At 65.3% G+C, this 22,679-nt stretch carries 24 protein-coding genes; 20 read left to right on the top strand and 4 right to left on the bottom strand.

Going from position 1 to position 22,679, the window contains the following annotated elements; genetic code table 11:
• The first annotated feature begins 107 nt into the window (after positions 1-107).
• Entirely contained in the window at positions 108-1,112 is a 1,005-nt protein-coding gene (locus BB28_RS20160) for an AraC family transcriptional regulator (protein ID WP_046254783.1), read from the top strand.
• On the opposite strand, the gene BB28_RS20155 is transcribed toward BB28_RS20160, so the two are convergent.
• Both BB28_RS20155 and BB28_RS20150 read right to left on the bottom strand, forming a co-directional pair.
• Positions 1,109-1,576: an FAS1-like dehydratase domain-containing protein gene (locus tag BB28_RS20155; RefSeq protein ID WP_030096500.1), complete on the bottom strand. Its 468-nt coding sequence runs from the start codon at positions 1,574-1,576 to the stop codon at positions 1,109-1,111. The two genes, BB28_RS20160 and BB28_RS20155, sit on opposite strands and share 4 nt — an antisense overlap.
• 85 nt (positions 1,577-1,661) lie before the next feature.
• Positions 1,662-2,585 (bottom strand): HAD family hydrolase, encoded by a 924-nt coding sequence (locus BB28_RS20150; RefSeq protein ID WP_030096501.1) that lies wholly within the window; start codon positions 2,583-2,585, stop codon positions 1,662-1,664.
• Between the two features lie 97 nt (positions 2,586-2,682).
• On the opposite strand from BB28_RS20150, the gene BB28_RS20145 reads away from it, so the two are divergent.
• The 11 genes from BB28_RS20145 to BB28_RS20095 all read left to right on the top strand — a co-directional run bounded on the left by BB28_RS20145 (position 2,683) and on the right by BB28_RS20095 (position 12,781).
• Positions 2,683-2,937, top strand: a complete 255-nt coding sequence (locus tag BB28_RS20145; RefSeq protein ID WP_030096502.1) for a glutaredoxin family protein — start codon at positions 2,683-2,685, stop codon at positions 2,935-2,937.
• 111 nt (positions 2,938-3,048) lie between these two features.
• Positions 3,049-4,389 carry a glutamyl-tRNA reductase gene (locus BB28_RS20140; protein ID WP_046254782.1) on the top strand — a complete coding sequence of 447 codons (1,341 nt, stop codon included), beginning with the start codon at positions 3,049-3,051 and terminating at the stop codon, positions 4,387-4,389.
• Complete coding sequence (hemC, locus tag BB28_RS20135; RefSeq protein ID WP_030096504.1) at positions 4,386-5,309, top strand: hydroxymethylbilane synthase; 924 nt, start codon at positions 4,386-4,388, stop codon at positions 5,307-5,309. The genes BB28_RS20140 and hemC overlap by 4 nt, the downstream gene beginning before the upstream one ends.
• Before the next feature lie 31 nt (positions 5,310-5,340).
• Entirely contained in the window at positions 5,341-6,990 is a 1,650-nt protein-coding gene (locus tag BB28_RS20130; protein WP_030096505.1) for a bifunctional uroporphyrinogen-III C-methyltransferase/uroporphyrinogen-III synthase, read from the top strand.
• Between the two features lie 40 nt (positions 6,991-7,030).
• Entirely contained in the window at positions 7,031-8,011 is a 981-nt protein-coding gene (gene hemB, locus BB28_RS20125) for a porphobilinogen synthase (RefSeq protein ID WP_046254781.1), read from the top strand.
• A gap of 31 nt (positions 8,012-8,042) precedes the next feature.
• On the top strand, positions 8,043-8,522 hold the full coding sequence (locus BB28_RS20120) for a hypothetical protein (RefSeq protein WP_030096511.1): 480 nt from the start codon (positions 8,043-8,045) through the stop codon (positions 8,520-8,522).
• A 22-nt stretch (positions 8,523-8,544) separates the two neighbouring features.
• Positions 8,545-8,982 (top strand): hypothetical protein, encoded by a 438-nt coding sequence (locus BB28_RS20115; protein WP_030096512.1) that lies wholly within the window; start codon positions 8,545-8,547, stop codon positions 8,980-8,982.
• Complete coding sequence (locus BB28_RS20110; RefSeq protein WP_046254780.1) at positions 8,975-9,493, top strand: hypothetical protein; 519 nt, start codon at positions 8,975-8,977, stop codon at positions 9,491-9,493. The genes BB28_RS20115 and BB28_RS20110 overlap by 8 nt, the downstream gene beginning before the upstream one ends.
• A 20-nt stretch (positions 9,494-9,513) precedes the next feature.
• The gene (locus tag BB28_RS20105; RefSeq protein ID WP_046256015.1) at positions 9,514-9,756 is read left to right on the top strand and encodes a hypothetical protein; all 243 of its coding nucleotides are present in this window, start codon (positions 9,514-9,516) and stop codon (positions 9,754-9,756) included.
• A gap of 41 nt (positions 9,757-9,797) precedes the next feature.
• Positions 9,798-10,556, top strand: coding sequence for a class I SAM-dependent methyltransferase (locus tag BB28_RS20100; protein WP_046254779.1), 759 nt, complete (start codon positions 9,798-9,800; stop codon positions 10,554-10,556).
• Between the two features lie 47 nt (positions 10,557-10,603).
• Positions 10,604-12,781: a heavy metal translocating P-type ATPase gene (locus tag BB28_RS20095; protein ID WP_046254778.1), complete on the top strand. Its 2,178-nt coding sequence runs from the start codon at positions 10,604-10,606 to the stop codon at positions 12,779-12,781.
• 23 nt (positions 12,782-12,804) lie between these two features.
• On the opposite strand, the gene BB28_RS20090 is transcribed toward BB28_RS20095, so the two are convergent.
• Positions 12,805-13,584 (bottom strand): sulfite exporter TauE/SafE family protein, encoded by a 780-nt coding sequence (locus tag BB28_RS20090; RefSeq protein WP_030096517.1) that lies wholly within the window; start codon positions 13,582-13,584, stop codon positions 12,805-12,807.
• Positions 13,585-13,682: 98 nt separating this feature from the next.
• Between BB28_RS20090 and BB28_RS20085 the strand changes: the two genes are divergently transcribed.
• Positions 13,683-15,767: a M13 family metallopeptidase gene (locus BB28_RS20085; protein ID WP_046256014.1), complete on the top strand. Its 2,085-nt coding sequence runs from the start codon at positions 13,683-13,685 to the stop codon at positions 15,765-15,767.
• Between the two features lie 27 nt (positions 15,768-15,794).
• Here BB28_RS20085 and BB28_RS20080 read toward each other — a convergent pair whose 3' ends face one another.
• The gene (locus BB28_RS20080) at positions 15,795-16,166 is read right to left on the bottom strand and encodes a nitroreductase family deazaflavin-dependent oxidoreductase (RefSeq protein WP_030096519.1); all 372 of its coding nucleotides are present in this window, start codon (positions 16,164-16,166) and stop codon (positions 15,795-15,797) included.
• A 21-nt stretch (positions 16,167-16,187) separates the two neighbouring features.
• On the opposite strand from BB28_RS20080, the gene BB28_RS20075 reads away from it, so the two are divergent.
• From BB28_RS20075 to ccsB, 7 genes are read left to right on the top strand one after another with little or no spacing between them, the layout of a single operon-like run.
• Positions 16,188-16,577 carry a nitroreductase family deazaflavin-dependent oxidoreductase gene (locus tag BB28_RS20075; RefSeq protein WP_046254777.1) on the top strand — a complete coding sequence of 130 codons (390 nt, stop codon included), beginning with the start codon at positions 16,188-16,190 and terminating at the stop codon, positions 16,575-16,577.
• Between the two features lie 52 nt (positions 16,578-16,629).
• Positions 16,630-17,934, top strand: coding sequence for a glutamate-1-semialdehyde 2,1-aminomutase (gene hemL / locus BB28_RS20070; protein WP_046256013.1), 1,305 nt, complete (start codon positions 16,630-16,632; stop codon positions 17,932-17,934).
• Between the two features lie 9 nt (positions 17,935-17,943).
• Positions 17,944-18,546: a histidine phosphatase family protein gene (locus BB28_RS20065; protein ID WP_046254776.1), complete on the top strand. Its 603-nt coding sequence runs from the start codon at positions 17,944-17,946 to the stop codon at positions 18,544-18,546.
• Between the two features lie 3 nt (positions 18,547-18,549).
• Positions 18,550-19,149, top strand: coding sequence for a TlpA disulfide reductase family protein (locus tag BB28_RS20060; protein ID WP_046254775.1), 600 nt, complete (start codon positions 18,550-18,552; stop codon positions 19,147-19,149).
• Complete coding sequence (locus BB28_RS20055) at positions 19,146-19,937, top strand: cytochrome c biogenesis CcdA family protein (protein WP_046254774.1); 792 nt, start codon at positions 19,146-19,148, stop codon at positions 19,935-19,937. The genes BB28_RS20060 and BB28_RS20055 overlap by 4 nt, the downstream gene beginning before the upstream one ends.
• Complete coding sequence (gene resB, locus BB28_RS20050; RefSeq protein ID WP_109550489.1) at positions 19,937-21,535, top strand: cytochrome c biogenesis protein ResB; 1,599 nt, start codon at positions 19,937-19,939, stop codon at positions 21,533-21,535. The genes BB28_RS20055 and resB overlap by 1 nt, the downstream gene beginning before the upstream one ends.
• The gene (gene ccsB, locus BB28_RS20045) at positions 21,532-22,491 is read left to right on the top strand and encodes a c-type cytochrome biogenesis protein CcsB (RefSeq protein ID WP_030096526.1); all 960 of its coding nucleotides are present in this window, start codon (positions 21,532-21,534) and stop codon (positions 22,489-22,491) included. Before resB ends, ccsB begins: the two co-directional genes overlap by 4 nt.
• The last annotated feature ends 188 nt before the right edge of the window (positions 22,492-22,679 follow it).

Raw genomic sequence — 22,679 nt, 5'->3', positions numbered from 1 at the left:
GCTCACCCTCTCCTGTTGTGACGATCTTGCTCGCCGAACGTTGATCGTGCAGCACATCCCACCTGCTTGTCTTGACATTGGAAGACAAATATTTGACAGTTTGAGACATGTCGGTGATCCGCGGTTCGGCGCTCACCAACTATCACCAGCTGGTGGCCGAACTCGGCGGGGACGGCAGCGAACTGCTTGCCAGAGCGCGGGTTTCACCCGTAGACGCCGGCTCATACGAGCGGTTCATCTCCCTGCGCAACGGTGCTCGCGCACTGGAGGAAACTGCGGCGGCCCTGAACGCGCCGGACTTCGGCCGCCGACTGGCCCGGCGGCAGGGCATCGAGATCCTGGGGCCGGTGGGTTTGGCGGCGCGTACGGCGGCCACAGTTGCCGACGCCTTCGCGATTCTCGAAAAGTTCATGGGCGCATACTGTCCGGCGATAGGCGCGCGGGTCATAGAGCATCGGGATCCGTCGCTGTGCAGGTTCGAGTTCGAGTATCTCCTGACCCCCGCCCCTCCGCAGGCGCAGGCAGTCGAACTGTCGTTGGGTGTCACACTGCGGGTGTTGCATCACTTCCTGGGCGGGAGCTATCGGCCTGTTTCCGTTCATCTACCGCACCAGGCACTGACCCCGGCCGCGGGGTATCAGCGGTATTTCGGCTGTCCACCGTTCTTCTGTGAGCCTGTCGGCGGTTTCACCCTGCGGGCCACCGACATGCAGAAGTCGTTGCCCAAAGACCATCTTGCCCACCAGACCGCCGTCGACTACCTGACGGGCACTCAGGCCAACCGCAAACCGGATTCCAGTCAGCTGGCGCGTGTCCTCATCCGGCAGCTGCTCCCGACCGGGGCGATTGGTTTGGGGGACATCGCCTTACATCTCGGGGTGCACCCGAAGGCGCTGCAACGGCGACTGGGAGCCGAGGGCACGACCTTCGCCGAGCTTGTCGACCAAACCCGTCGGGAAGCTGCCGAGCGACTGCTGTCCGATACCGATTTGAGTCTCGATCATCTGAGCAGGCAGCTCGGCTATGCCGAGCAGAGCGTGTTCACCCGAAGCTGCAAGCGCTGGTTCGGGACAACCCCGAGTACCTACCGGCAGGACCGTCGAGGCCGCTAAGCCTTGCGATGTGAGGCGATGTTCGCGGCCATGGAAGCCGCGTCGGTTTCGTGTCCCTCGGCCTCGCCGATCATGGTCACGATGCTCGTCGCGACGGGTTCGCCGTCGGCATCGGTCACCTCGGCCCGAACTTCGGCCGTCACCATGCCGTGCGACTCCAGCACACTGTCCAGGTAGCTGTCGAAGTACAGCCGGTCGCCTGCCTTGATGGGGCGGTGGAACTTGAGCTTCTGGTCGCGGTGCAACACGCGCGCCACGTTGATGGGCAGATCCATCTCGGTGAATATCTTGTGTTGCACGCGCCGGCCCGCGACCGCCAGGAAGGTGATGGGAGCCACGACGCCCGAGTTCACCTCGCACTCGTCCTTGATGGCCGTGGCGAATTCACGCATCTTCTCGCGGCCGACCTCGAAGTAATCGGGGTAGCGGTAGTGCGTTCCGACGATGTCTTGGCGGATGGCCATGCATTAACCCATTTCGCTGCAGGTCAGGTACGAATCTAGACAGTTCAAGCGGCGCTGAGCCTATCAGCAGCGGTAATGCCGATCATTACTTCTCACGACGGGCCAGTGCGGCCGCGAGGGCTCCACCCGCGGCCCCGAGCAGCACCGCCGAGGGCACGCCGATTCGGGCCGCCTTGCGCGCGGTTCGGAAGTCGCGGACTTCCCACCCCCGCCGTCGTGCCACGTCCCGCAGCTCCGCATCGGGATTGATGGCCACCGCGGTTCCCACCAGGGAGAGCATCGGCACATCGTTGATGCTGTCGCTGTAGGCGGTGCAGCGCTTGAGATTCAACCCATTGCGGATGGCCAGGTTGCGCACGGCCCGCGCCTTGCCCGGCCCGTGCAGGATGTCGCCCACCAGCCGGCCGGTGAACACCCCGTCCACCGATTCTGCGACGGTGCCCAGCGCCCCGGTGAGGCCCAGCCGCCGGGCGATGGTCTCGGCCAGCTCCTTGGGAGTGGCCGTGACGAGCCACACCTGTTGGCCGGCATCGAGGTGCATCTGGGTCAGCGCCCTGGTGCCGGGCCAGATCTTGTCGGCGAGCGTCTCGTCGTAGATCTCCTCGCTGAGTGTGACGAGTTCGTCGACACTGCGGCCCTCGATGAAAGAGAGCGCCTTCTGCCGACCGGCCGCGACATCGTCGGAGTTCTCCCGGCCGGTCAGCCGGAACTTCGCCTGCGCCCAGACGAACTGAAGCATGTCCGAGTACTGGAAATAGTCGCGCTGCGCCAGGCCGCGGCCGAAGTGCACCAGCGAGGAGCCATGCACCAGGGTGTTGTCGACATCGAAGAACGCGGCGGCGGTCAGATCGGCGGGCGGCGGACCCGTGGGCTGCTCGGTGGCCGCCGCGGCGTCTGCCTCGGCGAAGGAGGCGGCGCGTGCGACGTCTTCGGCGAATGCCTCGGCCAGCAGCTGTTCCTCCGCGGGGCCTTCGGTAGGGGGGTCGCCGTTGATCTGGGGGCTGGTCATGACCGGCTTAACCGCCCTTCCTGTCCGCCGTTTCCAATGCCGTTTAACCCTACTGAGGGTGGCGGGAACTCGGGGGACCCGGTGGCAGAATTGACATATGACGTCACTAACGCTGCTGACACGCGTGGGGTGCTCTGCCTGCGAACGTGCGCAGCGTGAATTGGCGGCCCTGGCCGACGAGTTCGGGGTCCCGCTCACCGTCACCGATGTGGATGAGGCCGCGATCACAGATTCGTCTTTGCGCGCGGAGTTCGGCGACCGGCTTCCGGTGGTGCTGCTGGACGGTCAGGAGCACAGCTATTGGGAAGTAGACGAGCCTCGGCTCCGGGCGGACCTGAAACGTGACCGATAACAGGCTGTTTGGATTTTGCCCAGTGGCCATTTTCGGGCTACCGTGCATGAAGTTCGAGCCTCACCAAAAGCAAGGGAGCTGGACAGTGAGATGTCAGCGGAGTGACCTGCGGTGAGTGTCCTGCTGTTCGGAGCCTCGCACCGTAGCGCGCCTGTGCCGGTGCTGGAGAAGCTGGCGATTGGCGAGGCCGATCAGCCCAAGATCATCGAACACATTCTGCAATCCCCCCTGGTCACAGAGGTCATGGTGCTCTCGACCTGCAACCGGGTCGAGGTATATGCCGTGGTTGAGGCCTTCCACGGCGGCCTGACTGTCATCGGTGAGGCGATCGCCCGCCACGCCGGCATGGGCATGAACGAGCTCACCAAATACGCCTACGTCCGGTACAGCGAGGCCGCCGTCGAGCACCTGTTCGCGGTGGCCAGCGGCCTGGATTCCATGGTGATCGGCGAGCAGCAGGTGTTGGGCCAGGTGCGCAATGCGTATGCCACCGCCGAAACGCATCAAGCGGTGGGCCGGGTGCTGCATGAGCTGTCTCAAAGCGCGCTGCGGGTGGGCAAGCGAGTGCATTCGGAGACCGGTATCGACGCAGCCGGCGCCTCGGTGGTGTCGGTGGCCCTGAATCTGGCGGACGGCAAGCTCGACGGTCTGCCGGGGCGCACCGCTGCCGTTGTCGGGGCCGGTTCGATGGGCTCATTGGCGACCGCGCAGCTGATTCGTGCCGGGATCGACAACCTCTGGGTGGTGAACCGCAGTGCCGAGCGTGCGCAACGGCTCGCCGCGACCGCGCGCGAGGCGGGCGTGAACGCGCAGGCGATCACCCTGGACCATCTTGACCAGGCGCTGGCGCAAGCCGATGTGGTGGTTTCCTGTACCGGAGCGGTCCGGCCGGTGATCACACTGGCCGATGTCCACCGCGCTCTGGGTGGTGGACGTCAACTCGTGTTCTGCGATCTGGGTATGCCGCGCGACGTCGATCCGACGGTGGCCGGGCTGCCCGGCGTCGTCGTGGTGGACATGGAGCGCATCCAGCGTGAGCCCACTGCGCGCGCGGCCGCCGACGATGCGGGCGCTGCTCGTCAGATCGTCAACGACGAGGTGGCCCGATATCTGACCGGTGAGCGGATGGCGGAGGTCACCCCGACAGTCACCGCGTTGCGCCAGCGGGCCGCTGAGGTGGTGGAGGCCGAACTGCTGCGGCTGGATGGCCGGCTGCCGAGCCTGGCGGGGGCCGAGCGGGACGAGGTCGCCAAGACAGTTCGCCGAGTCGTCGACAAGCTGTTGCACGCTCCCACGGTGCGGGTGAAGCAGCTGGCGTCGGCGCCCGGTGGCGACAGTTATGCCGAGGCGTTGCGCGAGCTGTTCGAGCTCGATCCGCACACCGTCGAGGCGGTGGCCACGGCCGGCGAATTACCGCTCGCCACAAAGGAATTACACGAAGAGAGCCGATGATCCGAATTGGTACCCGCGGCAGTCTGTTAGCGACGACTCAAGCCGGGGTTATCCGGGATGCGCTGCGCGCCAAAGGGCACGAGGCAGAGCTGGTAATCGTGACGACGGCGGGGGACCAGTCGTCGGCACCTGTCGAGCAAATCGGTGTGGGGGTCTTCACGGCCGCTCTGCGCGAGGCCATCGCCGATAACGTCGTCGATGTTGCCGTGCATTCCTACAAGGATTTGCCAACGGCCGCCGACCCGCGCTTCGTCATAGCCGCCATTCCGCCTCGTGAGGACTACCGGGATGCCCTGGTGGCCCGTGACGGACTGGTGCTGGGGGAGTTGCCGGCGGGCTCGGTGATCGGTACCTCGTCTCCGCGACGGGCCGCGCAGCTTAGAGCACTGGGTCTCGGTTTGGAAATTCGCCCCCTAAGAGGCAACCTGGATACCAGGTTGAGCAGGGTCTCCAACGGTGATCTTGATGCTGTGGTAGTCGCCCGGGCGGGTTTGGCCCGAATCGGACGTCTGGACCGCATCACCGAGACACTGGAACCGGTGCAGATGTTGCCCGCACCGGCTCAAGGAGCGCTGGCGGTGGAGTGCCGCAGCGAGGCCACCGATCTGGTGGCTGTGCTGGCGGAACTCGATCACACCGACTCGCGCGCCGCGGTGACTGCCGAAAGGGCTCTGCTTGCCGAGCTGGAGGCGGGTTGTACCGCACCGGTCGGCGCGATCGCTGAGGTGGTCGAGTCGATTGATGAGGATGGCCGCGTCTTCGACGAACTGTCGTTGCGCGGATGTGCGGCGGCGCTGGACGGATCTGACGTGATTCGGGCCTCTGGGATTGGCACCCCCGAGCAGGCCGCAGAGCTCGGGCTCGCGGTCGCGAGGGAACTGCTCGATCTCGGTGCGCGAGCACTGATGACAGCTGAATAGGCGGCGCAAACCGCCGATATGGGAGGCAGTAGTGACCCGAGGGCGCAAGAAGCCAGGGCGCATCCTGTTCGTTGGTTCCGGGCCGGGAGATCCTGGTCTGCTGACGGTCCGCGCACGCGCGGTACTCACAGGTGCCACCGTCGCGTTCACCGACCCCGATGTGCCGCAGGCGGTACTCGATCTCGTCGGGTCCGCGGTCGAGCTTCCTGAACCCGCGCCGGTCAAACCCACGACCGGTACCGACGACGCGCCCACGTCGAGTGACGTCGAGGCCGCTGTCGAGCCGCCGCTGACCATCGACATTCGCCCCGCGCTGGGTGATCCCGCCGATGTTGCCAAGACCCTGGTCGCCGAGGCCAAGAACGGTGTGGATGTCGTGCGGCTGGTCGCCGGCGATCCGCTCTCGATCGATTCGGTGCTCGCTGAGGTCACCGCGGTCACCCGTACTCAGGTCGCCTTCGAGATTCTGCCCGGGCTGTCGTCGAGCACCGCGGTGCCCGCCTACGCCGGTCTACCGCCGGGATCCGCACACACCGTCGCCGATGTGCGCGGTGACGTGGACTGGGCGGCGCTGGCCGCTGCTCCGGGCCCGCTGATCCTGCATGCCACCCCGACACATGTGCCCGACGCCGCCAAGGCGCTCATCGAGCACGGTTTGTCCGATCAGACCCTGGTCGCGGTCACCGCGCAGGGCACCACCTGCGCACAGCGCACCGTGGAGACCACGCTGGCCTCGCTGATCGACGGCGTGCCGGTGGATGCCAATGACCCGCACGGCCCGATGACCGGTGCCCTGGTGCTGACGATCGGCCGTGTGGTCGGTGGCCGCTCCAAGCTGAACTGGTGGGAGAGTCGTGCGCTGTACGGCTGGACCGTGCTGGTACCGCGCACCAAAGATCAGGCCGGCGAGATGAGCGAGAAGCTCGTCGGATACGGAGCCCTGCCGGTCGAGGTGCCCACCATCGCCGTGGAGCCGCCGCGCAGCCCAGCCCAAATGGAGAGGGCCGTCAAGGGTCTGGTCGATGGCCGGTACCAGTGGGTGGTCTTCACCTCCACCAATGCGGTGCGTGCGGTGTGGGAGAAGTTCGCCGAGTTCGGTCTGGACGCCCGCGCCTTCTCCGGTGTGAAGATCGCATGCGTGGGGCAGGCGACCGCCGACAAGGTGCGCGCCTTTGGTATCAACCCCGAGCTGGTGCCCGAAGGAGAGCAGTCCTCGCTGGGCCTGCTCGATGAGTTCCCGCCCTATGACGACGTTTTCGACCCGGTGAACCGGGTGCTGCTGCCTCGCGCCGATATCGCCACCGAAACTCTCGCCGAGGGGCTGCGGGAGCGCGGGTGGGAAATCGACGACGTGACCGCGTACCGCACCGTGCGTGCGGCGCCACCGGCAGCGCAGACCCGCGAGATGATCAAGACCGGTGGATTCGACGCCGTGTGCTTCACCTCGAGCTCGACGGTGCGCAATCTGGTGGGTATCGCCGGGAAGCCGCATGCGCGCACCATCGTGGCCTGCATCGGACCGAAAACCGCGGAGACCGCAATCGAATTCGGGCTGCGGGTGGACGTGCAGCCGGAGACCGCCGCCGTCGGCCCGCTGGTCGAGGCCCTCGCCGAGCATGCCGCGCGGTTGCGCACCGAGGGCGCGCTGCCGCCGCCGCGTAAGAAGAGCCGTCGGCGCTAGTAGCGGAGAGATAGCGGGAGAAGCAGCGGAGGTCGTTACTGTGCCTTTTCCTTACCAGCGTCCGCGTCGGCTGAGGTCCACCCCGGCGATCCGTCGGCTGGTGGCCGAGACGACGCTGGCACCGCGGCAGTTGGTGCTGCCGATGTTCGTGGCCGACGGCGTTGCCGAGTCGCGCCCCATTGCGTCCATGCCGGGTGTGGTGCAGCACAGCATCGAATCCTTGCGGCGGGCCGCCGAGGACGCGGTGAAGGCCGGTGTCGGCGGACTCATGTTGTTCGGGGTTCCCGAGGAGAAGGACAAGGACGCCACCGGTAGCGCCGGGCTGGATCCGCAGGGCATCCTCAACCGGGCACTGTCGACCCTGGCCGCCGACCTCGGCGACTCCACGGTGCTGATGGCCGATACCTGCCTCGACGAGTTCACTGATCATGGCCACTGCGGGGTGCTGGATACCGCGGGCCGGGTGGACAATGACGTGACACTCAGGCAGTACGCGGATATGGCCGTAGCACAGGCGAATTCGGGTGCGCGTGTGGTGGGTCCGAGCGGCATGATGGACGGTCAGGTGGCCGCCATTCGCGACGGTCTGGACGCCGCCGGGCACACCGACGTCATCATTTTGGCGTATGCGGCCAAGTACGCTTCGGCGTTCTATGGGCCGTTCCGCGAGGCGGTGGGCTCGTCACTGCAGGGAGACCGGCGCACCTACCAGCAGGACGTGGCGAACGGCCGGGAAGCCCTACGCGAGGCCGAGCTCGATGTCGAGGAGGGCGCCGACATCCTCATGGTGAAACCGGCAATGGCCTATCTCGATGTGCTCCGGCAGGTGGCCGACGCATCGCCGGTGCCGGTGGCTGCATACCAGGTCTCGGGTGAGTATTCGATGATCTGTGCTGCGGCTCAGAACAATTGGATCGACTTGCAGGCCATGGCATTGGAGACGTTGACCTCGATCCGGCGCGCGGGGGCTGACATCGTGCTGACCTACTGGGCTGCGGACGCCGCAGGCTGGCTGGAGTAGACGTCTTGTCCTTCTCCACTACCGTGGTCGCGTGACGTATCCCGATCCGCACCAACCCGGCGGATTGGCTGGACAACCCCCGGGCGGTCCGGCCAAGCCGCGGCCCGATGACATCGACACCGGCTGCTGGCTGTGGCTGGCCGCGCTGCCGTTGATGATCGTGAGCTACATGGCCGCAAACGTCGGTCAATGGCAGCAGGACCCGGAGGTGCGTAAGGCGGCCCCGCTCTGGACGGTGTACGCCTTCAACGGGTTCATCGTCGTTGTGGTGGGGTCTCTCGTGGTCACCGGGATCTTCCTCATGCGCGCGGGGTATCGGCTGGCCCGCACCTTCCTCACCGGAGGTGCGGTGGGATCGGTGGTGTTCACCGCCACCCGGTTGATTGACCTGGAAGGTGTGCCGGCGATTGTGCAGGCGCTCTCGGGCATCACCGCGTCCGTATTGATCTGTGGCGGCCTGTTTCTGCTGCATCGTGAGGACTCCACCGCGTACCTGACAAGGCAGCGCTAAACACCCCCGATACGCTGCCTGAATGACATCCGAACAACCGCGCCCACGCATCGTCGATGTGGCGTTCTGGTTCTGGGTGGTGTCGTCGGCGGCCCTGTTCCTGAACGGTCTGGCCGGGGTGACTCAGCGCTATGACGCGGTGCGGGCGGCCGCGAAGCCGGATCTGACCGACGCCGACGTACGAAATCTCGTCACGTACTTCCGGGCGTGGGGTGTGTTGTGCATCCTGCTGGCGGCCGGCATCGCATTTCTGGCCGGGCGGACCAGGCAGGGTGACAAGCGCTATCGCCGGGCGCTGATCACGCTCTCGGTGGTCTCGGTGCTCGGTGCCATTGCGATGGCCAGCTCCGGTTCGGTGGGCCCGCTGCTGCTCATCGCCGCCCTATCGCTGATAGTGGCCAATGTGCTGATCATCAGGCCGACCGCACAGAGCTGGTTCGACGGGGGTGAAGATGGCTGACGTGGCCGACGCTGAACCGCGTCTGTTCTATGAGCCCGGTGGTCGGTGGCGGTGGCTGTTGCTCGGTCCCTTCGCCGGGTTGATCATGTTCGGCCTGCAAGTGTGGGGCAAGGGTGGCTTCAGTCCGGTCATGCCGTTGATCACGGCGGCCATCGTGGCCTTCTTTATCGCGCTGCAGATTTACGCCGCGCGGGTGCACGCCACGGTGGAGCTGACACCCACCGAACTTCGTCAGGGTGGCGAGACGCTGGCGGTCAGCCAGATCAAGTGGCTGTATCCCGACGCCGACCGTCACGTATGGGAGGAATCGCGTCCACTGGGCGAGCTGACGGGCGTGCCAAAGGGGCGCAAACCTGTCGGACTGCGCCTGACCGGGGGGCGTCGTGCGCAGGCCTGGGCCAAGAAACATGAGGAGCTGCGGAGCGCGCTCACCACCTTGGTGCCTGCGCCGCCGGCAGGCATGGATCTGGGTGATGATCCGGAAATCGATACCGAGAGTGAGCAGTGGTGAAGTTTGGGAAGCGCGTAGCACTGGATCTGGCCATCGCGGCGGTGGCGATGGTGCTCGCAATGTGGGCGGCGGTGGCCGCGCGCATACCCACCGAGGTCGCGCCCATCGCCAAGGGCGAGCCAACGTTGTACTTCACCGCCCTGGACGGCGCGTGCGTGGCGCGGGCGCTCGTGCTCACCGCGGTGGCCGGGGTGTTCCTGGTTTCTGCGGTGTCGCGGGGTGTGCGGGCCCGTCGTGACGCTGGCCGGACTATTCACAGCTAATTCTAATATCAGGTCACCTGATATCGAGATAGTCTGGTGTCATGACACCAACCGTTGATATCGACCTGATGCCGCGTGCTGGTTTCGGCGCGCGCTTGTGGGACCGCAAGCTGCAGACGGACCGGCTGGAGTACCTGGACCGCGACGATGTCCCGGCGAAGAAACGCGCCGTCGTGGAGGCGCTTGACCTCCTCGGCGAGAAGAAGGGGCTGCACAGGTGGAATGCGGAGCAGGCGGCCGGATTTCTGGTCGGTATCGACAGTCCGCGCGTGCTCGAGCTCGGCGCCGCCCATGGCGGGCTCTCTCGTGAACTGCTGAAGTTACGTCCTGACGCCTCGATCACGGTGACGGATATCGAGCCCTCCTCTGTCGCGGGTATCGCGGCGTCGGATCTGGGTTCGGACTCTCGGGTGACCGTGCGCGCCATGGATGCGACAGCTATCGATGCGCCGGACGGTGCGTTCGATCTGGTGGTGTTCGCGCTGTCGTTTCATCATCTGCCGCCGTCGCTTGCCGCCAAGGTCTTCGCAGAGGGCACCCGGGTCGGACGCACGCTCTTGATCATCGACTTGCTGCGCTTGCCGGCTCCACTGCTGGCGCCGTCATATCTCTTCGTGGCGGCGGTGGGATGGGTGCGCCCGGTCCTGCACGACGGCGCGATCAGCCAGCTGCGCGCCTATGGCCCGAGGGCGTTGCGTAGCCTGGCTGCACACGCGGATCCGTCGATAGTTGTCGAACTCCGCGCCAGAGTTCAGCTGCCGATGCCACTGCAGATCGTGGTGGCGCGGCGCGACTTGTAGTGCAGGTCACCCTATCGTTTAGTACCCCCTAGGGGTATGATTTAGGCATGGAGTTCACTGACACGGGCATGGAGACCACCGATCTGCGGCTGCATGGCATGACGTGTGCCTCATGCGCGTCCCGTGTGGAGAAGGGACTTAACAAGCTCGAGGGCGTGACCGCGCGCGTGAATCTGGCGCTGGAGAGTGCCCGGGTCGAGCACGACGGTTCGATCGCCGATGAGGACTTGGTCAAGGCTGTCGAGTCTGTGGGTTACAAGGCCCAGGTGGTCGGCGGCTCACGCAGCGGCCCTCAGCGGAGCGGTCACGAGCATCACGGCGCCGATCCGCACGATCACATGAACCACGACGTGCCCGACAATCAGCTCAAGACGCGGCTGCTCGGCTCGCTGCTATTGGCCATCCCGGTGGTTGCCATCTCGATGGTGATGCCCTGGCATTTCTCCGGCTGGGAGATTGTGGTCGCGGCGCTGACTACACCGATCCTGCTGTGGGGCGGCTACCCGTTCCACCGTGCCGCGTTCGTCAACGCACGCCACGGCGCCTCGACGATGGACACCCTGGTGTCACTGGGAACCATCGCGGCGTACGTGTGGTCGCTGTGGGTGCTGTTCGCGAGCGCCGGGCATACCCACGGGGATGTCCACGTTTACTTCGAGGTCGTCGCGGCGGTCACCGTGTTCCTGCTCGCGGGCAGGTTCGCCGAGTCACGCGCCAAGCGCTCGGCAGGCTCGGCGCTGCGGGCGCTGCTATCCCTAGGTGCCAAGGATGTCGCGGTGTTGCGTGGCGGGCACGAGACGCGCATCCCCGTCGAGCAATTGGCGGTGGGCGACGAATTCATCGTGCGCCCGGGGGAGCGCGTCGCGACTGACGGCGTAGTGGTCGACGGTCACTCGGCCTTGGATACCGCCACCATGACGGGTGAGTCCGTACCTGTAGAGGTCGGCGCGGGAGACCTGGTGGTCGGTGGCTACGTCAACACTCACGGGCGGATTGTCGTACGCGCCAACAAGGTGGGCGCCGACACACAGCTGGCCCGAATGGCGCAGCTGGTGTCGGAGGCGCAAACCGGTAAGGCGCAGGTGCAGCGGCTCGCTGATCGGGTGTCGTCGGTGTTCGTGCCCGTCGTACTCGGAATCGCGGCGTTGACGTTCGTCGGCTGGGTGGCTCAGGGCTACCCGCTGTCGTCGGCCTTCACCGCGGCCGTCGCGGTGCTGATCATCGCGTGCCCGTGTGCACTCGGATTGGCCACGCCCACAGCGATTCTGGTGGGTACCGGGCGTGGGGCGCAGCTGGGTGTGCTGATCAAGGGTCCGGAGGTGCTGGAGAACGTCAAGAGCATCGACACCGTGGTACTCGACAAGACAGGCACCGTGACCACCGGCGTGATGAGCGTTGTGGCCGTGCGCCGCAACATCGGGTCAGGTGTTTCCGACGCCGACGAGATCCTGCGTATCGCCGCCTCGGTGGAATCGGCTTCCGAGCATCCGGTGGCCAGGGCCATCGTGGATGCGGCGCGGACGCGTGGGCTCGCGCTGTCCCCGGTGACCGGATTCCGTAACGAGCCCGGCATCGGTGTCACCGGTGTCGTCGATGGTCAAGAGGTTTCGATCGAGGCTATCGCGGGTCAGAACACCACCGCGGCGATCATCTGGGGTGGCCTGCGCCGGGGTGAGATCGAGGTGGCGGACACGGTGAAACCGTCGAGCCGGCAGGCCATCGACGAACTCAAGGCCATGGGTATTACTCCGGTGCTGCTGACGGGCGACAACGCGGAGGTGGCCGCCCGTGTCGCCGAGGAAGTCGGTATCGCCGCGAGCGATGTCATCGCGGGAGTCAAACCCACCGAGAAGGCGGATGTCGTCAAGCGTCTGCAGGCCGAGGGCAAGAAGGTCGCAATGGTGGGCGACGGGGTCAACGACTCCGCCGCACTGGCCACAGCCGATATCGGGATGGCCATGGGTACCGGCACCGATGCCGCGATCGAGGCCAGCGATGTGACCCTGGTGCGCGGTGACCTAACCACGGTGCCGACGGCACTGCGGCTGTCGCGCAAGACACTCGGCACCATCAAGGCCAATCTGTTCTGGGCCTTCGCCTACAACACCGCTGCTATTCCGCTCGCGGCTCTGGGCCTGCTCAACCCGATGATCGCGGGTGCGGCGATGGCGATGTCATCGGTCTTCGTGGTGCTGAACAGCCTGCGGCTGCGAACCTTCCGCTGAGGTAGCCGACATCCGCGGCAAGGTCAGAAGAGCAGGCGCCACAAGCCGATCAGACCCACCGCCACGATGACCACCCGCAGCGCACCCGGGGAGAGTTTGCGCCCCCAGCGCGCGCCGGCGAGTCCACCCACGAACGAGCCCGCCGCGATGATCCCGGCCGCCGTCCAGCTCACCCGGTCAAAGGCGACGATCGTGTATGCAAGAGCGGCAACGATATTGGTGATCATGGCCAGCACGTTCTTGGCCGCGTTCATCCGCTGCATGGATTCGGGTAGCAGTGCGCCCATCACCGCGATCTGCATGATGCCTTGGGCTGCGGTGAAGTACCCGCCGTAGATCCCGACGAGGAAGTTTCCTCCGGTGAGTGCGGCCATGCGACCCGGAGGGACATGATCTGCGCTGAGGCCCTGTGCCTCGGAACGCCGACGCGCCCAGGCCTGAATACGGGGGCCGACCACCACCAACACCAGCGCCAGGATCAGTAGCACGGGCACGATGGTGACGAACGTCTTCTCGGGGAGATGCAGCAGCAGGAACGACCCGATGAGCGCACCGATCAGCACGGCCGGTATCTGCCATTTGAGCCGGGGCCATTGTCCGGTCAGCTCGCGGCGATACCCCCACACGCCGGTCATGCTGCCGACGGTCAGTCCGATGGCATTCGACATCGTCGCCACCACGGGCGGGTAGCCGAACGCGATGAGAGTGGGGAAGGTGATGAGGGTGCCGGACCCGGCGACCACGTTGATCGCACCGGCGCCGAACGCGGCGAGCGCGACGAGAAGCATCTCCTGCACCGGCACTCGTGCCAGCGTACGACCGTTAGCCAGTCGAACCAATTCCCGCTCTCCGTGAAACCCGCCACAGTGTGAGGCTCGACGTAGCGGCTTAGATGGGCAAAATGGTGGGCATGCCTTTGAGTCGATCCGCCGGTGTGGCGGCGTTAGTGCTGGTGCTGTCCATTTCCGGGTGTACCCATGACCAGCGCACCGCCCCGGTGGCATCGAACGCCCCGATTCCGACATTCGACAACGCGCAGCTGAGCATGCGTTTTGCCGCGTGCAGTGATCTCAACGGGTTTGTGAACGCGAAGTGGGCCGAAGACGCCACCATCCCCGCTGACAAGTCCAGCTACGGCAGTTTCGACATGCTGGCCGACGAGTCACGCAAGGTTCAGCGCGAGATCGTCGAGGGTGCGGTCTCGGGACTGGGTACCGCTGATCATGAGTCGGTCAACTATCAAGTCGGGCTTCTGTACCGTGCCGCCACCGACGACGCGAAGCTCGACGCAGCGGGATATGACCCCATCCGGCCGACGCTCGCCGCGATCGATCAGATCGCATCGCCTGAAGAACTCGCGGCCTTTCTGGCTGCCGACAGCGCCACCGGACAGCATCTGGTTTTCGATTTCACTGCCGGTGCCGACTATGCCAATGCCACCGAACAGATCGGCTATGCGCGGGCCGACGCGCTGGGCATGCCGGCCAAGGATTACTACACCGATCCGAAGTACGCATCGGTCTTCGATGCCTACCGCACCTATATCGCGTCGACGTTCGAATTGATCGGCGCGGACCAGGCGGCCGCCAAGGCCCGGGCCGAACAGGTGGCCGCCCTCGAATCGGCGCTGGCCGCAGCGACGTTGAGCCCTGTGCAACAACGTGATCCGGCTAACCAGTACAAGTTGGTAACCGTGGCCCAGGCCGATGCGGTGACGCCGCACTTCGAATGGGGCGCTTACCTGAAGGCGCACGGCGCCCCGGAGGCCAGGGCTTTCTCGCTGGCCGAGACCGAGTTCTTTACGACGTTTGACCGGCTACTGTCCACCACCGATCTGGACACCTGGAAGTCGTACCTGACGTTTCATGCGGTACACAGATCCGCTGCCGCCTTGTCAACGGCATTCCGCGACAACGCTTTCAAGTACAAATCGGCGCTGACCGGAACCACCGCGCAAAAACAGCGCTGGGAGCAGGGGTTAGAAGCGGTCAACACACTGGTGGGGCCGGCGCTGGGGCAGTTGTACGTCGATCGCATGTTCAGCGATCGTGCGAAGCGCTCGGCGACCGAGATGGTGGGCAATGTCAAGGAGGCGTTGCGTAAGCGAATCGAGGCCGTCGACTGGATGAGCCCGCAGACCAAGCTGGCCGCAAAGGGTAAGTGGGACAAGCTGATCCTCAAGGTGGGCTTCCCCGACAAGGATCGGGACTTCTCGAAACTGAAGCTGACCGGCGACAACTTCTATACCGACCGGGCCGCGGCGTTGAAGTTCAACCACGACTTCGACATGGCCAAGATCGGTCACCCGACCGATCGGTCGCTGTGGGGGATGACACCGCAGACGGTCAACGCGCAGTACGACCCCACCGAGAACAGCATCACCATCCCCGCCGCGATTCTGCAGGCGCCCTTCTACGACCCGAAGGGTGATCCGGCGTTCAACTACGGCGGTATCGGTGCCGTGATCGGACACGAGTTCACCCACGCGTTCGACGACGAGGGCAGCCAATTCGACGGTGAGGGCAACCGGGTCAATTGGTGGACGCCGAACGACCGTGAGGAGTTCGAGAAGCGTGCCAACCGGCTGGTGGAGCAGTTCAATGCCTACGCGCCGATTCCGGGGCGCCCCGACCTGCATGTGGACGGGAAGCTCACGTTGGGGGAGAACATCGCGGACCTCGGCGGTGTCAACACCGCTTATGACGCGCTGGTCGCGGAGCTGGCCAAGAAGGGCGGCGGCGACAAGATCAACGGCATCGTCGGGTTCAACGACACGCAGCGGTTCTTCCTGAATTACGCGCGGATCTGGCGGGACAAGCAGCGTCCGGAGGCCGCGATCACTCAGCTCGCTGCCGATCCGCATTCACCGCCGGCGTTGCGCATCAACGGCGTGGTGCCCAACGTCGCGCCGTTCGCCACTGATTTCGGTTGCCTGGCAGGCGATCCCATGGTGAATCCGCCGGACAAGTTCGTGAAGATCTGGTAGACGCAGGTCTATCCGCGCAGAGAAGAGCTAGGCGTAGGTCAGCAGCACGGCCTGATCGAACGGAAGCTTCCCGAATGCGCGGCTCTTGACCAGTGCCGCCGCCTCATCCCGGCTGACCACCCGCGGATTGACGACGTCGTGGGTCTTCCCACGGCGCACGATCTTGCCGCCGCCGGCCGCATTGAGGTTCTTCAGCCAGTCCCGGTCCGGGCCATAGGTCAGCAGAATGGCCACGCCGTCGGGAGTCTTGAAGGCGGTGACGGGCGTCCGGAACTCCTTGCCCGACTTGCGGCCCTTGTGCTCGATGATGGCGAAGCTCGGGGCCCAGCCCGCCCACAGCCGCTGGACGGGGTTGGTGACGTATTTGTTGAAGCGCGCGACCGATTGCGGTATCTGCATACCACCATCAAACTGTGATCCATGGCATACCTCAAGCCCCCTTGGTTCGTGCGCAAGGTTTTCAACCGGGTGGCGATGGCCGCCAATATCGGCGAGACGCTCACGATCACCAAGCGGGTCAGCGGGGAGCCCCAGCAGATCCCGGTGGCGACCGTGGATGTCGAGGGAGTCAAGTACCTGGTGTCCACCCGTGGCGAGAGTCAATGGGTCAAGAACATCAGGGCCAACCCGCAGGTGACACTCACGGTCAAGGGCGCTACCACGGCATACACGGCTACCGAGGTCCCGGTCGCCGACCGTGCACCCATCATCGCCGCCTACAAGCCCAAGGCCGGGAAGGTGGTGGACGGCTATTTCGCCCAGCTGCCCGACGACGCCGATCACCCCACTTTTGCGCTGAGACCTGCCTGATCCACTACACCCTGTAGTGGACGATTTGGCGCCAGCTGAGACACTGGATGCCGTGCCTGACGAGACAGCCAACTCCGCACGTCTGTTCGCCGACGCCTCGGCCGTTATCCCAGGTGGAGTGAACTCGCCGGTGCGTGCCTTCGCGGCGGTCGGGGGTGTCCCGCGGTTCATCAAATCCGGCGCCGGATGCTGGCTCACTGATGTCGACGACAACCGGTACGTGGACCTGGTCTGCTCCTGGGGTCCGCTGATCCTCGGCCACGCACACCCCGCTGTGGTGGAGGCCGTGCAACGGGCCGCCAAGGACGGGCTGTCCTACGGCGCACCCGTCGAGGGGGAGATCGAGCTCGCGCGCGAACTCATCGATCGCGTGCAGCCGGTGGAAAAGGTGCGTCTGGTCAACTCCGGAACCGAGGCCACCATGAGTGCGGTGCGCCTGGCTCGCGGATTCACCGGACGGCCCAAGATCGTCAAGTTCGCCGGTTGTTACCACGGGCATGTGGACGCCCTGCTGGCCGATGCTGGCTCCGGGGTGGCCACCCTGGGCCTGCCCTCCTCGCCCGGTGTCACCGGCGCCTCCGCGGCCGACACCATCGTGCTGCCGTACAACGACATTGGTGCCGTGGCTCGCACCTTCGCCGAACAAGGTGATCAGATCGCCGCTGTCATCACCGAGGCGGCCGCCGGCAACATGGGCACCGTCGCGCCCGCACCGGATTTCAACACCGGACTGCGGCGCATCACCGAAAACCATGGCGCGCTGCTCATCATGGACGAGGTCATGACGGGATTCCGCGTCAGCCGTTCGGGCTGGTTCGGCATCGACCAGGTCGCCGGGGATCTGGTGACGTTCGGCAAGGTGATGAGCGGTGGCATGCCCGCCGCAGCGTTCGGTGGCCGTGCCGACATCATGGAGCGCCTGGCCCCGTTGGGGCCGGTGTATCAGGCGGGCACGTTGTCCGGCAATCCGATCGCTGTTGCCGCCGGGCTGGCCTCTTTGCGTGCGGCAGATGTGAAAGCCTATGAAACGCTTGATCGTAACGCCGATGCACTCATCGCACTGATTACCGCGGCGCTGGATGCCGAGGGGGTGGCGCACCAGATCGGCCGCGCCGGCAACATGTTCAGCCTCTTCTTCGGCGCCGAGCCGGTGCATGACTTCGAGAGCGCCAAGGCCACCGACACCTGGCGCTATCCCGCATTTTTCCATGCACTGCTGAGCCGCGATGTGTACGCGCCGCCGAGCGCGTTCGAGACCTGGTTCGTTTCCACCGCCCTCGATGACGAGGCGTTCGACCGTATTGCCGACGCTTTGCCCGCCGCTGCCCGTGCCGCGGCCTCTGTCGAGGAGAGGTAAGGAATTTCGATGAGCCGCACCACTGTTCATTTGATGCGCCATGGCGAGGTACACAACCCGGAGGGCATTCTGTACGGCCGGCTGCCCAACTTTCGGTTGTCGGACAAAGGTCAGGGACAAGCCGCGAAGGTGGCAGAATCACTGCAGGGCAACAAGATTGCAGCGGTGATCGCTTCGCCGCTACTGCGTGCTCAGCAGACTGCCACACCCATCGCCGAGGCGCACGGACTCACCATCGTGACCGACGACGATCTCATCGAGGCGGGCAACTCCTTTGAGGGTATGAAGGTATCGGTGGGTGACGGCGCTTTGCGGGACCCCCGGAATTGGTGGAAGCTGCGCGACCCGTTCACCCCGTCCTGGGGAGAGCCATACGCCGACATCGCGTTCCGGATGTCGGCGGCGATCGACCGCGCGCGCAGTCGCGCCGCGGGCGCTGAGGTGGTCTGCGTGAGCCATCAGTTGCCGGTGTGGACCGCCCGTCAGCATCTGCTCGGTAAGCGACTGTGGCACGACCCTCGTAAGCGTCAGTGCAACGTCGCCTCACTCACCTCGCTGGTGTTCGACGGCGATGAGTTGGTCGATGTCGTGTATTCGGAACCGGCGGGGTAGCTCGTGCGACGTGTGGTCGCGGCGCTGGCCGCGCTGATTCTGCTCATCACCGGGTGCTCTACCGGTGATGACGCGGTGGCGCGCGGTGGGCAGTTTCAATTCGTCTCACCGGGCGGTAAGACCGATATTTTCTACGATCCGCCCGACGCGCGTCAGGCGCCCGGAGCCATCGAGGGGCCGAACCTGCTGGACCCCACAAAGACGCTGTCGCTCAAGGATTTCGTCAACAAGGTCGTTGTCATCAACGTGTGGGGGCAATGGTGTGGACCCTGCCGCTCGGAGTTCTCCGCGTTGGAAGACGTGTACAGGGCCACGCACGCACAGGGTGTCGAGTTCCTGGGGATCAACGTCCGGGACAACGAGATCACCAAGGCGCAGGATTTCGTGACCGACCGCAAGGTGCCGTACCCGTCCATTTACGACCCGTCGATGCGCACACTCATCGCGTTCGGCAGGAAGTTCCCCACGGGAGCCATTCCCGCCACCCTGATTCTGGACCGTCAGCACCGGGTGGCGGCGGTGTTCCTGCGTGAGTTGTTGACGCAGGACCTACAGCCTGCGGTGGAGCGGATCGCGAAAGAACCCGCAGGGGCTACGAAGTGATCCTCGCCGACGCCGGCTCCGCTTTCCAGGATGCGGCCACCAGTGGACCCCTGCTGCTGGCGCTGGGTGCCTGCGCGCTGGCGGGTCTGGTGTCGTTCGCCTCGCCGTGCGTGATCCCACTCGTGCCCGGATATCTGTCCTACCTGGCCGCCGTGGTGGGCGCCGACGACAGACCAGAGAGCGGAGCCGGTACTCGATCTCATCGGTTGCGCGTCACGGGTTCGGCATTGCTGTTCGTCGCCGGATTCACCGCGGTGTTCCTGCTCGGGACGGTCGCCGTGATGGGTATGACCACCACGCTGATAACCAATCAGATGCTGCTGCAACGCATCGGGGGAGTAATCACCATCGCGATGGGTCTGGTGTTCATCGGTCTGGTGCCCGCGCTGCAGCGTGATTTCCGGTTCACACCGCGCCGCATCTCCACCGTGGCCGGAGCGCCGTTGCTTGGTGCGGTGTTCGCCCTTGGGTGGACGCCATGCCTGGGGCCGACTCTCACCGGTGTGGTCGCGGTGGCCTCGGCCACCGAGGGCGCTGACGTGGCTCGCGGGATCACGCTGGTGATCGCCTACTGCCTGGGGCTGGGAATCCCGTTCCTGCTGCTGGCCTTTGGCTCGGCCCGTGCGGTGCGCGGCATGGACTGGCTGCGACGGCACACCCGGACCATCCAGATCATCGGCGGTATCGCGCTGCTGGCGGTAGGGGTCGCGCTGGTTACCGGCGTGTGGGCCGATTTCGTTGCCTGGGTTCGTGATTCATTCGTTTCCGACGCGAGGTTGCCCATCTAGTGATGATCGCGAAGCGTCTTCTTGCCTATGTGCGCAACACCTGGCGCGGCCTGACCTCGATGGGTACGGCGCTGGCGCTGTTGGTGCTGCTCGCGCTTGGCGCGATACCCGGTGCGATGCTGCCGCAACGCGCGCTGAACCAGGCCAAGGTTGACGAATACCTGGCAGAGCATTCGACCATCGGCCCGTGGCTGGATCGTGTGCAGGCCTTCGACGTGTTCTCCAGCTTCTGGTTCACGGCGATCTACGTGCTGCTGTTTGTCTCGCTGGTGGGATGCATCATTCCCCGCACCGTCGAGCACGCCAAGGCCCTTCGCGCGCAGCCGGTTCCCGTGCCCCGGAACCTGGGACGGCTGCCCAAGCATCAGGAAAGGCTGGTGCGGGCCGACCGGTCCGATGTCGCGTCGACCATCGAGGGCCGGCTCCGGGGCTGGCGCAGAGTCACCCAGGAAAGAGACGGGATCACCGAGATTTCGGCAGAGAAGGGCTATCTGCGCGAGTTCGGGAACTTGGTCTTTCACCTTTCCCTCGTCGGCCTGCTGGTCGCGTTCGCGGTCGGCAAGCTTTTCGGATACGAGGGCAATGTCATTGTCATCGCCAACAACGGTCCGGGATTCTGCTCGTCATCGCCGGCGGCCTTCGACTCGTTCCGGGCGGGCAACACCGTCGACGGCACCAACCTGGACCCCATATGCGTCAAGGTCAAAGACTTCAAGGCCACATATCTTGCTTCCGGGCAGGCGCATTCGTTCGAATCGCACATCGAGTACCAGGCCGGGGACGATCTCCAGAACAACGTGTGGCGGCCGGAGCGGCTGGCCATGAACCATCCGCTGCGTGTCAACGGCAACCGCGTGTACCTGCTCGGCTACGGATACGCCCCCACGTTCACGGTGACCTTCCCGGACGGGCGCAAGCGCAGCGAGACCATCCAGTGGCGACCGGACGACCCCACCACCCTGCTGTCGTCCGGAGCCGTGCGCATCGATCCGCCGGCGGGCACCTATCCGGACCCCAACGTGCGTCGCAAGAATCAGATCGCCATCCAGGGTTTGTTCGCGCCCACAGAACAACTGCACGGCACCCTGCTCTCGTCGAGCTTCCCCGAGATGCGCAAGCCCGCTGTGGCCATCAACATTTACCGCGGAGACACCGGGCTGGATTCGGGTCGCGCGCAGTCGATCTTCGAGCTCGACCCCCGCATGATCGAACAGAAGCGTCTCAATCAGGTGGCACGCGCGAATCTGCTGCCGGGACAGTCGGTCAAGCTCAACGACGGCACCATCGTCAAGTTCGACGGCGCCGTCAACTTCGTGAACCTGCAGGTGTCGCGCGACCCCGCCCAACTGTGGGTTCTGGTCTTCGCGCTGACCATGATGGCGGGCCTGGTGGTCTCGCTCGTCATCAAGCGCCGTCGAGTCTGGGCGCGGCTGACCCCGGGCGCCACCGCAGGTACGGTAAATGTCGAGCTGGGAGGGCTGGCGCGCACCGACAGCTCCGGCTGGGGCGACGAATTCGAGCGGTTGTGCGACCGCTGCCTTGAGGATCTGCCTGTCGCTAGGGCCGGGAACGGCCACAAGGATGAGGATGCCGAATGAATTCGACCAATATCGACGTAGATCTGGCCAGGTTCTCCGACTACGCCTTCACCTCGGCGATCGTGGTGATGGTCGGTGCGCTGGTGCTGTTGGCCATCGAGCTGGCCTACCGGCAGAGCAACAAGACCGCGCAACGGGAGCTCGTCAGCTCCGGCGGCGAGGTGGTGTCCGCCGACGAGAATCAGCCGGGCCTGGTGGTGCCGAAGGGCAAGCGCCCCCTGGGTGAGAGGGTCGGCGGCGCCGGGCAGGCGCTGGTGTACCTGGGCATTGGATTGTTGTTGGTCTGCATCGTGCTGCGCGGTGTGGCCACCACCCGGGTGCCGTGGGGCAACATGTACGAGTTCATCAACCTGACGTGTGCGTGCGGCCTGGTCACCGCGGCTGTGGTGCTCCGTAAACGCTACGACCGCGCGCTGTGGGTCTTCGTGCTGATTCCGGTGCTGATTTTGCTGACGGTGTCCGGCCGGTACCTGTACACCTACGCCGCGCCGGTGATGCCCGCGCTGCAGTCCTACTGGCTGCCCATCCACGTGTCGGTGGTCAGTCTCGGGTCGGGTGTGTTCCTGGTGGCCGGGGTGGCGAGCATCCTGTTCCTGGTCAAGATGTACTTCCCGGACAACACCCTGGTGCAGCGGCTTCCCGATGCCCAGTCGCTGGACCGGCTGGCCTACCGGACGACCATCTTCGGATTCCCCATCTTCGGGTTTGGCGTGATTTTCGGTGCCATCTGGGCCGAGGAGGCGTGGGGGCGGTTCTGGGCCTGGGACCCCAAGGAGACCGTGTCCTTCATCGCGTGGGTCATCTATGCCGCCTACCTGCACGCACGGTCCACTGCCGGGTGGCGGGACCGGAAGGCAGCGTGGATCAACGTGGCCGGATTCGTGGCCATGGTGTTCAACCTCTTCTTCGTCAACCTGGTCACTGTCGGTCTTCACTCGTACGCTGGGGTGAGCTAGGGGGGTCCGCGGGAACTGTTCCGCCAGATCGGTTCATCACACCTGCGATAGGGTGCGATGCTGAGTCCTTCTGAACAGTTGCTCCGGGCTCTCCGTGTCCGACCTGCACGTCCAACCAATGCATTGGGGGATCGATGTCTGACTATCCCGCGCACCGCGCGCCGGATGGACCGTCGCCTTACGCCGAC

It is taken from the genome of Mycobacteroides chelonae CCUG 47445, from assembly GCF_001632805.1.
Lineage (GTDB): Bacteria > Actinomycetota > Actinomycetes > Mycobacteriales > Mycobacteriaceae > Mycobacterium > Mycobacterium chelonae.
This window is presented reverse-complemented; position numbering and strand designations above follow the sequence as displayed.

Coding starts and splice junctions, on each gene's coding strand:
- BB28_RS20065 (WP_046254776.1), top strand. CDS start 17,944: ATGAGCCGCACCACTGTTCATTTGATGCGCCATGGCGAGGTACACAAC.
- BB28_RS20100 (WP_046254779.1), top strand. CDS start 9,798: ATGACACCAACCGTTGATATCGACCTGATGCCGCGTGCTGGTTTCGGC.
- BB28_RS20095 (WP_046254778.1), top strand. CDS start 10,604: ATGGAGTTCACTGACACGGGCATGGAGACCACCGATCTGCGGCTGCAT.
- BB28_RS20115 (WP_030096512.1), top strand. CDS start 8,545: ATGACATCCGAACAACCGCGCCCACGCATCGTCGATGTGGCGTTCTGG.
- BB28_RS20085 (WP_046256014.1), top strand. CDS start 13,683: ATGGTGGGCATGCCTTTGAGTCGATCCGCCGGTGTGGCGGCGTTAGTG.
- hemC (WP_030096504.1), top strand. CDS start 4,386: ATGATCCGAATTGGTACCCGCGGCAGTCTGTTAGCGACGACTCAAGCC.
- BB28_RS20145 (WP_030096502.1), top strand. CDS start 2,683: ATGACGTCACTAACGCTGCTGACACGCGTGGGGTGCTCTGCCTGCGAA.
- BB28_RS20075 (WP_046254777.1), top strand. CDS start 16,188: ATGGCATACCTCAAGCCCCCTTGGTTCGTGCGCAAGGTTTTCAACCGG.
- BB28_RS20110 (WP_046254780.1), top strand. CDS start 8,975: ATGGCTGACGTGGCCGACGCTGAACCGCGTCTGTTCTATGAGCCCGGT.
- BB28_RS20150 (WP_030096501.1), bottom strand. CDS start 2,585: ATGACCAGCCCCCAGATCAACGGCGACCCCCCTACCGAAGGCCCCGCG.
- BB28_RS20160 (WP_046254783.1), top strand. CDS start 108: ATGTCGGTGATCCGCGGTTCGGCGCTCACCAACTATCACCAGCTGGTG.
- ccsB (WP_030096526.1), top strand. CDS start 21,532: ATGAATTCGACCAATATCGACGTAGATCTGGCCAGGTTCTCCGACTAC.
- BB28_RS20080 (WP_030096519.1), bottom strand. CDS start 16,166: ATGCAGATACCGCAATCGGTCGCGCGCTTCAACAAATACGTCACCAAC.
- BB28_RS20155 (WP_030096500.1), bottom strand. CDS start 1,576: ATGGCCATCCGCCAAGACATCGTCGGAACGCACTACCGCTACCCCGAT.